Origin of the sequence: Trichocoleus sp. DQ-A3, from assembly GCF_039961975.1 — a bacterium.
Taxonomy (GTDB): Bacteria; Cyanobacteriota; Cyanobacteriia; order Cyanobacteriales; family FACHB-T130; genus FACHB-T130.
In genome coordinates, this window is sequence record NZ_JAMPKC010000002.1 from 425,968 (window position 1) to 440,530 (window position 14,563).

The 14,563-nt window shown below is 48.1% G+C and carries 10 protein-coding genes; 3 read left to right on the forward strand and 7 right to left on the reverse strand.

The window, feature by feature from the left end; translation table 11 throughout:
* Positions 1 to 35: 35 nt before the first annotated feature.
* Positions 36 to 1,004: a polyphosphate kinase 2 family protein gene (locus tag NDI44_RS05160; protein ID WP_190412645.1), complete on the forward strand. Its 969-nt coding sequence runs from the start codon at positions 36 to 38 to the stop codon at positions 1,002 to 1,004.
* Positions 1,005 to 1,153: 149 nt separating this feature from the next.
* On the opposite strand, the gene NDI44_RS05165 is transcribed toward NDI44_RS05160, so the two are convergent.
* Positions 1,154 to 1,645: a hypothetical protein gene (locus NDI44_RS05165; RefSeq protein ID WP_190412646.1), complete on the reverse strand. Its 492-nt coding sequence runs from the start codon at positions 1,643 to 1,645 to the stop codon at positions 1,154 to 1,156.
* A 353-nt stretch (positions 1,646 to 1,998) separates the two neighbouring features.
* Between NDI44_RS05165 and NDI44_RS05170 the strand changes: the two genes are divergently transcribed.
* Positions 1,999 to 2,259, forward strand: coding sequence for a hypothetical protein (locus NDI44_RS05170; protein ID WP_190412647.1), 261 nt, complete (start codon positions 1,999 to 2,001; stop codon positions 2,257 to 2,259).
* A 161-nt stretch (positions 2,260 to 2,420) separates the two neighbouring features.
* Here NDI44_RS05170 and NDI44_RS05175 read toward each other — a convergent pair whose 3' ends face one another.
* The 5 genes from NDI44_RS05175 to NDI44_RS05195 form a co-directional block, all read right to left on the reverse strand.
* Positions 2,421 to 3,014: a hypothetical protein gene (locus NDI44_RS05175; protein WP_190412648.1), complete on the reverse strand. Its 594-nt coding sequence runs from the start codon at positions 3,012 to 3,014 to the stop codon at positions 2,421 to 2,423.
* Between the two features lie 63 nt (positions 3,015 to 3,077).
* Positions 3,078 to 4,145: a zinc-binding dehydrogenase gene (locus NDI44_RS05180; RefSeq protein ID WP_190412649.1), complete on the reverse strand. Its 1,068-nt coding sequence runs from the start codon at positions 4,143 to 4,145 to the stop codon at positions 3,078 to 3,080.
* A 191-nt stretch (positions 4,146 to 4,336) separates the two neighbouring features.
* Positions 4,337 to 4,516, reverse strand: a complete 180-nt coding sequence (locus NDI44_RS05185; RefSeq protein WP_347275937.1) for a hypothetical protein — start codon at positions 4,514 to 4,516, stop codon at positions 4,337 to 4,339.
* Between the two features lie 759 nt (positions 4,517 to 5,275).
* Positions 5,276 to 10,210: an ATP-binding protein gene (locus tag NDI44_RS05190; protein WP_190412882.1), complete on the reverse strand. Its 4,935-nt coding sequence runs from the start codon at positions 10,208 to 10,210 to the stop codon at positions 5,276 to 5,278.
* Positions 10,211 to 10,324: 114 nt separating this feature from the next.
* Positions 10,325 to 10,489, reverse strand: coding sequence for a helix-turn-helix domain-containing protein (locus tag NDI44_RS05195; RefSeq protein WP_339380422.1), 165 nt, complete (start codon positions 10,487 to 10,489; stop codon positions 10,325 to 10,327).
* A gap of 869 nt (positions 10,490 to 11,358) precedes the next feature.
* Between NDI44_RS05195 and NDI44_RS05200 the strand changes: the two genes are divergently transcribed.
* Complete coding sequence (locus NDI44_RS05200) at positions 11,359 to 13,812, forward strand: cache domain-containing protein (RefSeq protein ID WP_190412652.1); 2,454 nt, start codon at positions 11,359 to 11,361, stop codon at positions 13,810 to 13,812.
* Between the two features lie 165 nt (positions 13,813 to 13,977).
* On the opposite strand, the gene NDI44_RS05205 is transcribed toward NDI44_RS05200, so the two are convergent.
* Positions 13,978 to 14,547, reverse strand: a complete 570-nt coding sequence (locus NDI44_RS05205; protein WP_190412653.1) for a general stress protein — start codon at positions 14,545 to 14,547, stop codon at positions 13,978 to 13,980.
* Between the last annotated feature and the right edge of the window lie 16 nt (positions 14,548 to 14,563).

A 14,563-nucleotide genomic window follows, 5' to 3' on the forward strand; every position in this document is an offset into this window, starting at 1 on the left:
GTGCTGCTGTGAAAGCTTTTTAATAAGGAGATACCATGAGCCAATCAAGCAATCTACCAAACAATAGTTCGATAACTACCGATGCGTCTACAGGAGAAGAACATAAGACTCAACAAGCGGCTGCAAAAGCAACAGCCAAAGTTGCTTTTGAAATGGCACCCGAAAAAATTGTCGTTGACTCTCCACCCCCAAAACCCAATTATCCCCACTATCGGGTTCATCCTGGAGAGCAGTTTGTCTTAGCATCTGTCGATCCGAATGCTTCGGAAGACTATAAAAATAAGAAAGATATTGAGCAGGAACTGCAACATCAGCGCCAGCGCCTTCAAAGTTTACAAGAACGTCTATATGCTGAACATCAGCGCAGCCTACTCATTGTCCTGCAAGCGATGGATACAGGAGGCAAAGATGGCACCATTAAACACGTATTTGGTGGTGTAAATCCGCAAGGTTGCCAGGTTTGGTCATTCAAAAAACCTAGTGAAGAAGAAGCAGGTCATGATTTTCTCTGGCGTTATCACCAGCGGACGCCGTTACGAGGAATGATTACTATCTTCAATCGCTCGCATTACGAAGATGTGTTAATTGTCCGGGTGAAACAACTGGTACCGGAGAATGTATGGCGGGAGCGCTATCACATTATTAATGAGTTTGAGCATATGCTCGCGCTTAATAACATTGCGGTAATCAAGTTTTTTCTGCACATTTCTAAAGACGAGCAAAAACGACGGTTACAAAGTCGTTTAGAAGATCCAGATAAGCATTGGAAATTTTCTAGCAACGACTTGAAGGAGCGTCTGTTTTGGGATGAATACCAGAAGGCGTTTGAGGATGCAATTAATAATTGCTCGACTGAGTATGCCCCTTGGTATGTGGTGCCTGCTAACAATAAATGGTATCGCAATTTAGTGATTGCCAGGACAATTGCTGACACCCTTGAAGCAATGAATCCACAATATCCAAAACCAGAAATGGGCTTAGAAAGTATTTTGATTTCTGATTAACTTTCTTCTATCACTCTGGTTTTATTATTTTACCAGAGTGATAGTAGTGCGCGAACAATATTTTGAATTTTGAAACAAACCCAATAAACGAAACAAGCAAAATAGCTCTAGTTTTGCCTTGGTGTAGCGGTGCTCTCTTTGCTTCAGGCTTAGCATCTGGTTGCTACGACGTTAGCGCGATCGCTTGCTGGCACGCCACCCGGTTCAATTGCATCAATCTTAGCCTTAACCAGAGCGATCGCTTCCTGTAAATCTGCTTGTCGCTTCAGTAAAATCTCGGTTTTCCCAATGACTGGATTAATGGCATAAAGATTCCAGTTGTTGTCAGAATCTTCATAAGGTTTAACGTGCCACTCTTGATAGATAAAGTCGTCGCATTCGACGCAAACTAGCTGTTGCATCATCCCGTCAAAGCGAACGCTGTCCTCGTTGTTAGGAACCCAATGGCTTTCGTGATTACTCAAAGCAATTAGGGATTCGACAAATGCTACAGCTTCCTCGTATTGCACAAAAGCCTTTAAGCTGCGATATGAATTGCCTTGCGGGTTCCAAATCTCCAGATGATGCCCGTAGCGTCCCGGTACGATTTGGTAAATCCATCCGTCAAGCATTTGTGCAGTGTAGTCTTGTTTGCTGCTCATGAATACACCTTCTATCAGAACCCAAAAATATCAGGTCTTCTCGTTGGTTAGCGATTCCTAGCCTTGTCGCTTTATCCTGATTTAGCCGTGTTGGGATACCATCTACTCTAGCGACCCTCGGAGAGAGTTTCACCCCCACTGTTGGCAGTAGCCACGAAGAACCAGAAAACAAAATCAAGTTTTGGCGTGCATCTCCCTGATTTGCAGGCGGGAGAGGAAAGCGATAGATAGCGTGAAATCTGGTATATTTCCCGTTTGCCGGACGCGATCGCATTTGTTATACTCGCACCGTTTATTCGGAAATCCGAGTAATTAGCCGTATTAAATTAACAGGAAATTCTAGAAATTCACCGATGTCTGAAGAACCAAAATCACAGGGATGGTTTCATACCGTTCCGGGCATTATGACCGCAACTGCTGCCATTCTCACTGCTGTAACCGGCTTGGTTGTAGCGCTAAAGCCAGCGGAAGTTCCAAAGCCATCACCAGCCGCATCCACTGCGCCATCGATAGAGACACCAAGCCAACAGGTATTAACTCCTGAAAACACTGGCACTACACAATTTGATGGCAAAGGAAAAGGAAAGAACAAAGACAAGGGTAAAAATAACTAGTCCTTGTAAACGACCAATGCCGCTACGGATTACACTCATGATTTAGTAGAGACGCAATAAATCGCGTCTCTATTTTTTTAGGTCGGTCGCAACTCAATTAAGATGACAAATTGCTAATTTTTTAAGGCATTTAGTCATTCGCAATTTGCCATTTCTGTAATTTAGCGATCGCGCAGTTCCGTCTCCAACTTGTCTAAATCCTCTCTCAAGAAAATGACCATTTGACCGTTATACGCCTTCCCTTCCTTGGTTTGGGCAATTTCCATCCAGTAGCCAAATCGATCTCCTAAGCGCAGTTCACCCTGTTGTGCCGCCAAAAGCGGAAGCCGCTGCCGACGAGCTAAGTCTACAGTTTGTGGTGTGGGATATTCGTAGACAATTCGGGAACGGTCGTAGTCTTGATAAATATCTGGGCCATAGATTACCCGCAGCGATTCTTTTAGACGTTGTGGCGTTACGCCATTAACCATGTCAAAAAAAGAAAAGCGTTCGCTGCGAATCGTGCCTCGATCTTTAAGAAAAGTGACTCTACCGGGAGGAAGGACAGTTGCGAGAAAAGTAAATCGCTGGGCGGCTGTATTGGTCTTTTGCACTAATAGACCATCGCCTGTAGAAGGTCGAAGAGTGGGATTAGAATTAATCCAGGCAATCACTTCTTCTGTTTTCTGTCCGGGTAGGGCGTCAGCACTTTTAGTGGCTCCTAATGCTAGTAAAATTCCCAGTGACAGAACTGACCAAAATTTAACGCTTTTCATTTAGACCTTAAACCTGCAAACACACTTCACCAATCAGCACCCTGTTCTTAGCTATCCCTATTCTTAAGATGCCATGCTGGGGTCGATAGCAACCTTAATTACCTTACGATTCTTCATATCTTGGAACACTTGCTCTAAATGCTTTAAAGGCTGATGTTCGCTGATGAGCAATTCCAAGGGGATGGCGCGACTCGCCAATAGAGATAAGGCATCTCGTACATATTTTGGGGTGTTGTGAAAAACGCCTTTTAGAGTGAGTTCGCTGTAGTGGAGTTGTTCGGTATTGACGGTAATGGTGGTATCGCGCGGACATCCCCCGAATAGATTCACGGTAGCACCCGGACGGGCACACGCGATCGCACTCTCCCAAACTGCGGGTACACCCGTCGCTTCTATCACCACATCTGCGCCCCAGCCGTCGGTTCGCTCTTTTACCGCACTCGGTATATCTGTCAGATGATGATAGTTAAACGTTTCCACAGCGCCTAGCTTTTTCCCAATTTCCAGCCGTTGGTCATTTCCCCCAAAGAGCAACACTGACGCCGATTGATGCGCCAGTACCGCCACAAACATCAGCCCAATTGCCCCATCTCCCAGCACCACAACGCGATCGCCAGACTTTACATTAGAACGTGCTACCCCATGCAGCACGCAGGCTAATGGTTCAGTCATCGATGCCAAGGCATCGGGCAAGTCATCTGGGATGGGCAACAGGTTGTGTTGCACAATCGGGGCGGGAATTTTTAAATACTGTGCGAACGTGCCGTTATTCCACGTCAAGTTAGGGCAAAGAGAATATTCTTGACGTTGACAAAAGAAACAATTCATGCAAGGAGCAGAATTATTCGCAACGACGCGAACTCCTTCCCGGAGTCGCCCCCTTGGGGCTTCGCCTACTTGCCAACCTTGGACTCCGCTTCCTACCGCCACAATCTGCCCCGCTGCCTCATGACCAAACAAGGTGGGAGGCTTCAGCATCTTTGCATGACCGCCGCGCCGCCAAACCTTCAGGTCGGTGCCGCAAGTCGTTGCCGCTGCCACTTGAATCACCACCTCACCAGCAGAGGGAGTAGGGTCAGCGACCTGTTCTAGGCGTAGATCCGTTTGTCCGTAAAGTACCGCTGCCAGCATGAAACACTGCCCCTAACCGAGTCCAAGCTGATTTTATCAGGGCAGATGAATTTTGACGCCTGACATGACGGCAAATTGGTTTCCAGGTTCAGCTTGGGAACAGTAGAACCAGGCTAAAAACGGACTTTTCAGTTTTTCTTTATCTAACAGTTAGGTATTTTTTCCTTCCCAAATAAGGGAAGGGAACTGTTTTATGGTTTTACCAGTTTCAGAGAAAGCGATCGCGCTCCCTGAACCGCTTGATGAAGTGGAAGTGTTTGATCCAGGGCTACAGGCAGCATTTCTTGTCGGCATGAAGTACAAAACCAATAAACCCCATTTTGGCGCGCATGACGTAGAAGAGGACTGCCGCAACAATGGCAAGTATTCATTCGCATTTTATTAAACTCCTTATTCACAAAAAGTACACCCCTGAAGCCTTGGTCACTCAAGCGAATGTATAGGCGAACACAATCTGAAAAAATAAATTAACTTTGAGCTTCCCGAACCTTAAAAAAAGATGTGGTTAATGAAACTTTTTGGTTGCGAGATGCTAATGCCCTAAGACCGAATATTAAGCGTGTTGACCGCTCTGATAAATAAAGATAGAACTGAACATAGGTTTTGTTCATCTATCCTGGGGATCATCTCCTGGTACGGTATCCGGACTCCGGGGGGCAAAAATTTTTAGCAGGTGTTTAACCTGGGTAAACCAGATTAAGCTCTTGGCAAGAGGTTTCTAAGACACCTGCACTCACCCCCCGACAAAGGAAGCTTTAAAGAGTGCGAATCATCGCCTAAATAAAACAAAAATAGAAGAAAATTTTGATTTTCCCCCCTCGTCTTTAAACCGGCACTTGACACGCCCACGTTCCTAGAAAACCTGTCGCAACAAACTTTACCGACCTCTAATATCCACAATCCGCTGCTACCCTTGTCCAGAAAAAAGAAAATATATATAGCACTCCTAAATAATTCCTAAAGCTGAGATACCCGACTTCGAGATAGAAGTCGGGTATCGGAAGGACTGGCTCACAACTTAAATAGGATTGCGATAGCAGTCGCTTGAGTGAAATACATTTGAAACTTCACTCCTAATCCCTCACCAAAAAGCCCAGAAGGGGCAGTATTGAACCACTAAGCAAGCAGTCTTAATTTGCATTCTTTATGAGATCGACGATCGCTGCAATTAACGCGGCTGACTCGATCGGCTTAGAAAGGTGCCGCTGGAATCCGGCAGCGATCGCTTGTTGTTGATTTAGTTCCCCCACATACGCCGTGAGAGCGATCGCCGGAATCTCACCGCCTTGCTCTGCGGGCAACCGTCTCACTTGCCGCAACAGCATATACCCATCCATTTCGGGCATCCCGATGTCACTCACCAACACCGCTGGCTGAAACTGAGCTAACGTGGCAAGAGCTTCCCCTGCTGAACCGACAGCCACAACCTCTGCCCCTTCCTGTTCTAAGACAAAGGCGACATACTCGCGCATATCTGTCGTGTCATCTACCACTAACACTTTGATACCTTGCAAGCCTGAGAGAGATTTGGACTCGCGAACGATTTGAGGAATGGTTGAGTGCTGCGACATCAACGGAAATTTCACCGTAAAAGTGGCTCCCTGCTCTTCCCCAGCGCTATCTGCACGAACACTGCCACCGTGTAATTCAACGATTTGACGGACGATCGCTAAGCCCAATCCTAATCCACCAAATTGTCGAGTCGTGGCGCTATCAGCTTGGCGAAAGTATTCAAAGACATGGGGCAGAAATTGGGGGAGAATCCCTTTACCTGTGTCGCTGACCGTAATTTGAGCTTCAGCCTCAATCTGCTCTAAGCGAATTTCAACTCGTCCTCCTGACGGGGTAAACTTGACGGCGTTGGATAACAAGTTCCAAATGACTTGCTGCAAGCGACCTGAATCGCCTAAAACTTGCCCAACCTCTGGTTCCAAAATTGTTTGAATTTGAATCGATTTGGCGGCGGCGGCTAACTGCACAGTTTCTAGTGCGGCGGTGATGGTGGTTGCTAGATTGACCGGATCGACATTGAGGCTGAGTTTGCCTTGGAGAATTCGAGAAACATCGAGCAAATCATCAATGAGCTGCACTTGCAGTTTGGCATTGCGTTCGATGATCTGTAGGGCATAAGTCGTTCGCACTTGATCCATCTTGTGGTTTTGCAGTAGCTGAGACCAGCCCAAGATCGGGTTGAGAGGCGATCGCAACTCGTGAGACAGTACGGCTAGAAACTCATCTTTAATGCGATTTGCCTGTTCGGCAGCTTCCCGTGCGGCTTGTTCTCGTTGCAGAATTTGTTCTCGTTCGATTTCACTACGCTTGCGATCGCTAATATCTTTGAACAGTACGGCAACTTTTCGGCTCTCCGGCTGCCCAACGCGGAACGCATAAACATCGAACCAACGGTTCATCACTTGGGAACCATTCTCGAAGCGAATGGATTCACCTGTTAGGGCGACTTTGCCGTAAATCTCGTACCAGTGCTTTTCAAGATTTGGAATGAGCTGACGCGCCGTTTTGCCCGCTGCCTGTTCGAGTCCCGTTTGTTTCCCAAACGCCGGATTAGTCTCCAAAAAGCGGTAATCGATCGGCTTGTTATTTGCATCAAACTGCATTTCGATGAGGCAAAAGCCTTCGTCAATGGACTCAAACAGCGTTCGATAGCGTTCCTCTGATTGGCGCAAGGCCACTTCTGCTTGTTTGCGCTCGGTAATATCGACGAGTGCGCCAGGAAAAGAAACAGGTTTCCCTGCTGCATCATACTCAACTCGACCCCGTGCCGTTAGCCAACGTTCCTCACCACTGACAGTCCGAACGCGGTACTCAGCAGCATATTCCTCACCTGTGTGGATCGCCTGCTCAATTGCAACTGAAACGCGAGGACGGTCTTCCTCGTGCATGGAGTTGATAAAGAACTCGATCGGCAAGCCTTCTGATGTCGCACTCACCGGGTCTACAGCAAACAGGCGAGCAAACGCAGCATTGACCCTGACGCGATCGCCGGGAATACTCCAGCGCCAAGTGTAGACGGCTCCCGCTGCCAAAGCAGATTCTAACTGCACATGGGCTTCTCTCAGCGCTAGTTCAGCTTGTTGGCGTTCGGCTTCAATGCGCTTCGCTTCCGTAATATCCCGTGAAATAGCAAGCAGTTGCACCACCTGTCCCTGGGCATCTCGCACCGGCGTAATAATGATATCCCACCATTTCGGTGTGCCCTTGGTGGTAGGGCGATAGCCTTGAAATTGAGAGATGTTGCCAATTGTGGCAGCGGCGATCGCAGCTTGGGCTTTTTCATAATCTTCGCTCTCCCACAAATCAGCCCAGACGCGATAAAGGATAGATTTCGGCTCGTCGATTTCTAAAAGACACAGCCCACCAGGATTGATGTAGAGAATTTCACCGTTCAACGCTAAGACTTTGATGCAGTCAGTACTGCTCTCTAGAATGCTTTGCTTTAGCTCCTCACTTTCTCGCAAAGCTTCTTCTGCTTGTTTGCGCTCGGTAATATCCGTGCAGGTACCAAACCAGCGAATGACTTGACCGTTTTCGTCGCGCATGGGTAGGGCGCGGGTGAGATGCCAACAATAAATTCCATCTGCCCTTCTCAAACGATGTTCGATATCGTAGTTTGTGCCCATTTCAGTGGATTGAGTCCACGCTTCAATAGTCCGGAGCCGATCGTCTGGATGGAGTGTGTTTTGCCAACCGCTCCCCTGGATTTGCTCCAACGTCAATCCGGTGTAGTCAAACCAGCCGGGGCTGTAATAATCTACCCAACCGCTGGCATCAGCCGTCCAAACCATTTGGGGAATAGATTCAGCCAGGAAGCGAAAGCGCTGCTGATTAGCTGCTTGGCGCGATCGCCCGAGTTCTAAATTGGCAGCGACGCGGGCAAGCAATTCACCGGAGCTAAAGGGCTTCACCAGATAATCATCGGCTCCAGCTTCCAGTCCTGCGATAGCCGATTCTTCTCCGGCGCGAGCAGATAGTAGCAAAAATGGAATTTCGCGAGTTTTGGCATCAGCTCTTAACCGCCTGAGCAACTCAAAACCATCCATTCCTGGCATCATCACATCGCTGAGGATCAGGTCAGGCGCACGATTATATACGGCAGTTAGAGCGGTTTCGCCATCTTTCGCCATTTCCACCTGATAAAACTGGCTGAGGAGGCGGTGCAGATAGTCGCGCATATCGGCGTTATCATCGACTAGCAGAATCCGGGCGGTAGCCGTCGAGATTGGAGCATCTGAGGTTCGTTGAGCGTTTTCTGCGGTCTGCAACCTCGGCGCTGCATTTTCTTCGGGTAGCCAACCTAAAGCTTCTTCAACATAAGGAATTGCACCAAAAGCGGTGGAGGCTTGGGCGCGTCTGGAGTGAATGTCATCACTCGGCAAATGAGCCGTTCCCATTGGCAATCGAACCGTGAAGGTACTGCCCCGACCCAGCGTACTGTCAACAGCGATCGCTCCACCTTGCAACTGCACGAGTTCCTGCACCAACGATAGCCCGATTCCTGTACCTTCAAAGGTGCGTCCCCGTGCCCCCTCAACGCGATGAAACCGCTCAAACAGTTTGGGAAGCTCGGCAGATGGGATACCCGTACCCGTGTCGCGCACCATCAGTTCCACATGGTCGCCGACCGGACGCAGAACCACCGCAATTTCTCCTTCAAACGTAAACTTAAAGGCATTCGAGAGCAGATTCAACACAATCTTCTCCCACATATCCCGATCTACATAAATCGGTTCTGGTAAGGGAGGACAATCAACCGTAAGTTTCAGTCCCGCTTGCTCAACGGTAGAACGAAATAGACTCGTTAATTCAGCCGTATAGGTTGCCAAATCGGTTGGCTGGTAGTTTGCCTGAGCGCGTCCGGCTTCAATGCGCGAAAAATCGAGCAGGGTATTGACGAGCTTCAGCAAGCGCTTCCCGTTGCGCTGCACCAGTTCGAGTTGCGATCGCGCTTTGGTCGGAATGCTTCCCTCTAATTCGGCTAGCGTCTGCTCTAGCGGCGATAGCATCAGCGTCAGGGGAGTACGGAATTCGTGGCTGATATTGTTGAAGAAGGACGTTTTGGCGCGATCCAGTTCTGCCAGTGCTTCCACTCGCTGGCGTTCTTCTTCAAACGCACGGGCATTCGCGATCGCATTCGTGACATTGCCTGCTACTAAATCAAAAAATTCTCGGTACTCATTCTCAAAGGCTCGATGGGGATTGATTCCCAACACCAAAAACCCAACAATCTGAGGTTGTCCTGATTGAGTCACCGGCACAACCCAAGCAGCAGCAGGCGACTTGTCCCAGGTGCCCTTCGGTAACGTCCCGAAGCGAGTTGCGACATCAACAATAACGGCTTGCCCAGTCTGATGAATTCGTCTCAATCCCCATCGGTCATTGTCTTGAGTCAGGTCTACGATTGCTGGCGTTGAAACAGTTTCTGCCTCGAATCCAGCCGTTTCCACCAGAGTCGCTTGCTTGCCATCTGCCTCCACTCGATAGAGCAGGGCAAACGGAATATCGTGAGCATTGGTGGCTAAAGCCTGAATTGCCGTTCTACAGGCAGCTTCAACCGTCTTGGCTTGAGCTGTTTTGCTCGCCAGTAAGCTTAATGTTTGTAAGCGGCGATCGCCCAGAACCCGCCCGGTTGTCTCGCTGACGATGCAAAAAACGCCGCCGACTTCCCCGCTCTCGTCCCGCACGGGGTCATAGGATACATCAAAGTAAGTTTCCTCGCTGTACCCGTAGCGATTGAGAAAGAACAAATGATCTCGCGCCCAGAATGCTTCTCCACTCGTGACAACTCCATCTAGCAAGGGTTTGAGCGCGTCCCAAACTTCGCTCCACAGCTCACGAGCAGGGCGACCCAGCGCCCAAGGATGCTTCGATGCCAAAGCAGGGCGATAAGCATCGTTGTAGAGCGCGATCAATTCAGTTCCCCAGAACAGGCAAATCTGAGCTTTTGAAGGCAGCAAAATGCTGACAGCGCTCCGCAAACTTTGGGGCCAGTAGGTTACATCTCCTAAGGGAGTCTGCGACCAATCGAGCGATCGCATCAAATTCCCCATTTCGCCGCCTGCAACAAAAATGCTGTCAGCAGCCCTTCCTTTGTCTGCAAATGTCACTGGCGCAACTCCTGCTCCTCGAAATACCTGGCTAGTCGTCTTCGACCTGTTCCCCCATTATGATTGCAGCAGTGTTTCAATCTGCTTCCAACCGAGTGGTAAGGGGCACGTTCGTTTGTTTTCCCATCGATTCACACTATGGAACGATACCCCAAGTAGCGTTGCGAACTTTTCCTGTGAAAGTTCAAGCCGCGGGCGAGTCTCGCGGACTAACCCCGCCACCTCTAGCTGTTCAAGTGTGGTTCTTGGGCACAAATCCCTCTATCTTAATGCGTAAAATTGAACGATAGCCGGTGCGATATCCTTCCATCTATTAGCCAGAATGGGGCTAGTTTCTCTTCATTCTCTTCCCCTCCTAGTCATTGACAGAAAGGATTTTTATCACTAAGTAACTGTCTTTGAACAGGTCAATTTTCACAGGCGATCTCTCCCCGTACCATCTAATGCAGGCGACCCTGGAGCGGAAGAATGCTGCTTGCACAACCAGCCGCTATCTGCACGCTGATTTAACCCCCATTCCACAACCTAAACTGCCATACTCCGAATTTTCGACATTTAAAAATTTTGGGCTTGCGATCGCAAAACATATTTACATTTTTTTTGTATCATAAATCACCTTTGTTAGATAAAAAAACCGAAATAACCGATTGTGACAGTAGGGGTGCAGAATGTGCGATATATCTGTAAAGCTGGAAAATATAGGTATCCTTTCCCAATGCCCTGCCCGAAAAGGGAAAAGATGCGAGCTTAACTTGCGAATCCATTGTTAACCCTAAGCCGCACTGAGCTTGAGTTCCCTCGACACGCTCATTGCTCGCGACTTGAGGAAGAATCGAATTTATTCAATTGACCTTTAAACTTGAGATTTTTAACAGGATGAAGATTCAGCAATTGTGCCAATGCTGGTTCAATTATCCGGTGGTAGTATCTAAATTTACAGGTAAAAGAGTTGCGAGAGCAGAACATCTCCATATGATTCTTAGAGAAAACTAGCTGATTGTGGAGCATAACATTGAACTCTTTCAACTTTTGCAATCTTAAATTCCTTGGAAATCTCCTATTTCTCAAGTCGATAGCAGGTAGCAGTAAGAGTGTCCATCCTAAACAACCAGGCTAACTCAGCTAGCCAAAAAAGTAGCCGGGAAGCATTTCCCAAATTGGGGAAATTCAATTTTTCTAAAGCGTTTTGGTTAAGGCTGCCAAAAAAGCAGCATCGCTACAAGCAAAGATGGCAACCTCGTGACCTAATTGTTTTATCGATACTGGCAGGGTCAACTTTGGGGGTGAGTGCGATCGCTGTAGTTAGCTATCAGGTTGTGCGGGGACTGATTCTGGAGAACCTCCAGCAACAAGCCTTACTGAAAGTCCAGCAGGGACGAGATGAGATTGACCAGTGGCTATCTAATCGGAAGACTGAGGTAGAGATGCTGGCGAACAGTCCCCTCGTGCGCTCTATAGATTGGTCAGTCGCCCAGCCTTATTTAAAGTCGGAATTGCAACGGTTTAAAGAAATTCACCAGCTGTCAATTGTCAACTCCGAGGGTTGGGGTGCGAATACCAGCGTCGGTCCTCATCGCAAAAATATTAAAGACCGGGAATGGTTTATCAAGGCAATGTCAGGGCAAGTCAGTGCCGCGAATCCCGTAGTCAGTCGCACCACAGGCCTTCTACAAATCAATATCAGCGCTCCAATTATGGGGGATTCAGGGACTCAAGTGCTGGGAGCAATGGGTGGAGCGATTAAAGTTGACCGAGTGATTCAGGTAGTCAGCAGGCTCCAAGAGGGAGCTGGCAGCTATGCCTTTGCACTCAACTCCACAGGGGTGGCGATTGCCCATCCTGACCCCAAGATGATTGGCTCCGCAGAGCATGAGGCACCCAGCTTCTTACAATCTTCCAATCCGGCACTGGCAGCGATCGCCCAGTCAATGGTTGCCAAACAAGCAGGGATTAAACTAATACGAGTCAATGACAGCTGGAACTACGTTGCCTACGTGCCCCTAAAGGAAGCGGATTGGTCAATTGCACTGGTTATTCCTCGCCAGAACATCGAATCTAACTTAGGCGCACTCAACCTCCTAGCGACCGTTTTAGGCGGATTGTTGCTGATTGCCCTAATTGGTGCATGGCGACAGGTGCAGCTGTTTGAGCAAACTCGCACTCGTGCCGAACAGGAAGCTCTACTCAACCGTTTGGTGCGTCGCATTCGAGAATCTTTAGAGCTACAAACCATTGTTCAGACGACGGTTACAGAACTGGCAACCTTAACACAGCTTGATAGAGTGCTGTTTGGCTGGTACGATCCCCAATCCCAAACCCTTGAGCTGGTTGGCGACTCTCACGCCCAAACATTGACGATTCAGCCAAGAAAGTTTCAGTCCAATTCGTGTATAGACATAGCAGCTTGTCTACAGCAGACAGAAGCACTTCATCTGTTGTTTGTTGATGCTGAGTTAGAGCAAACACCTCTAGAGTTAAAAGCTCACGCCTACCTTGCACTCCCTATCCCGCTTCTAGATGGCTGCTGCGGCTATCTCATTGGTTTGCACGCTCATTCCCTAAGTCCACTAGATCGGGAATTACTCAAAGCAGTTGTCGATCAGTTAGCAGTTGCTATTACTCAGGCTCAGCTGTACAACCAAACCCAACAACAGATTACACTGCTCAACCAAACGCTGAGGAAACTTAACCAGACCCAACTCCATCTGGTGCAGAGCGAGAAAATGTCTAGTTTGGGTCAGATGGTGGCAGGCATTGCCCACGAAATCAATAATCCAGTCAACTTTATCTACGGCAATCTCATTCATGCCAGCTCTTACATCCAAGATTTACTAGAGTTGATTCAGCTGTACCAAGAGCAGTATCCTCAGCCCACGCCCCAGATTCAAGACAAAGCAGAGGACATGGAACTGGAATTTCTCAAAGAAGATTTATCCAAACTCCTTGCCTCGATGCAAGTTGGCGCTCAGCGTATTCGTGATATTGTTTACTCGCTGCGTGTGTTTTCCCGTTTGGATGAATCAGAAGTCAAGGATGTGGATATTCACCAGGGCATTGATAGCACGCTGATGCTTTTGCAAAACCGTCTTAAGGCGAAGCCAGATCATCCAGCCATTGAAGTTGTCAAGGAGTATGGTCAGTTACCTAAAATTGAGTGCCATGCCGGACAACTCAACCAGGTATTTATGAACCTCCTCAGCAATGCGATTGATGCCATAGAGGAGTTCAACGCCAAGCGTAGCTATCAAGATAGGCAAGCTTCGCCCAGCCGAATTACAATTCGCACGCAAGTTTTGGCATCAAAACAAATTGCGATTCGGATTGCAGATAATGGCGCAGGTATTGCTGAAGAGATTCAACAACGATTATTTGACCCGTTCTTCACCACCAAGGCGGTTGGAAAGGGAACCGGGATGGGATTAGCGATTAGCTATCAGATAGTGACAGAGACACATGGGGGACAGTTGCGGTGCATTTCGGCACCCGGACAAGGAGCAGAATTTGCGATCGAGATTCCGATCCAACAATCACCGCAACCATCGTAGGAATTGATTGAGCAATCAGTTTAGGGGGAAAGTTAGGGCACAATTCCCCACTACCGATCAACAAAAAAGTAAGGACAAAATAGATTTGAGAAAAGTTTAGTGAAACTTTCTCAAATCTAGATTCACCTAACTTGGTGAAAATTGGATCTTGGTATTCTTGGAAATTTAGGACAAGACAGGTGAATCGTTGGGTCGGTTATAAACAGCCCAATCCTGAATTCCCCGCTCGCGAAAAACTCCTTCAACTTTGGCGATTTCCTCGGCTGTTCCATCCACAATTACCAAATAGTAATTGTAGAACAGGCGATCGCTATAAACTTTAGCGTCATCTTCATGAATGCCGAGATCGGTTAATGCCTCAATCAGGCGATTCGTTGCCGCTGTTCCAATCCCAACACCAGCAATCGTACCGGCTAGTGTCAAGCCCAGACCACCCGCTGCCATTACAGCCCCCACACCAGGAACTGCTAAAGTGCTAAGACTGGTGAATATGCCACCAAACAGCCCAACGTTAGTATTTGCGTTGGCTTTTGTGGCAGCAGTGACGCTAGCTTCATCACCAATGCGATCGCTCATATTCGCACCGGCAAGTTGATCGTCAGGTTTTGCTTGTGTGGTAATTACCGAAACCCTATCTATTGGGAAGCCAGCTTTGTTAACTTCATCGAGTGCAGTTTCTGCATCTTGACGATTAGAAAATACCCCCACAGCACGCTTATTTTCAGCTACAGTCATTTTTCCCTCCGATTGC

Excerpts from the sequence above, each read along its gene's own strand:
- NDI44_RS05160 (WP_190412645.1), top strand. The coding sequence starts at position 36 with ATGAGCCAATCAAGCAATCTACCAAACAATAGTTCGATAACTACCGAT.
- NDI44_RS05165 (WP_190412646.1), bottom strand. The coding sequence starts at position 1,645 with ATGAGCAGCAAACAAGACTACACTGCACAAATGCTTGACGGATGGATT.
- NDI44_RS05170 (WP_190412647.1), top strand. The coding sequence starts at position 1,999 with ATGTCTGAAGAACCAAAATCACAGGGATGGTTTCATACCGTTCCGGGC.
- NDI44_RS05175 (WP_190412648.1), bottom strand. The coding sequence starts at position 3,014 with ATGAAAAGCGTTAAATTTTGGTCAGTTCTGTCACTGGGAATTTTACTA.
- NDI44_RS05180 (WP_190412649.1), bottom strand. The coding sequence starts at position 4,145 with ATGCTGGCAGCGGTACTTTACGGACAAACGGATCTACGCCTAGAACAG.
- NDI44_RS05185 (WP_347275937.1), bottom strand. The coding sequence starts at position 4,516 with ATGAATACTTGCCATTGTTGCGGCAGTCCTCTTCTACGTCATGCGCGC.
- NDI44_RS05190 (WP_190412882.1), bottom strand. The coding sequence starts at position 10,210 with ATGGGGAATTTGATGCGATCGCTCGATTGGTCGCAGACTCCCTTAGGA.
- NDI44_RS05205 (WP_190412653.1), bottom strand. The coding sequence starts at position 14,547 with ATGACTGTAGCTGAAAATAAGCGTGCTGTGGGGGTATTTTCTAATCGT.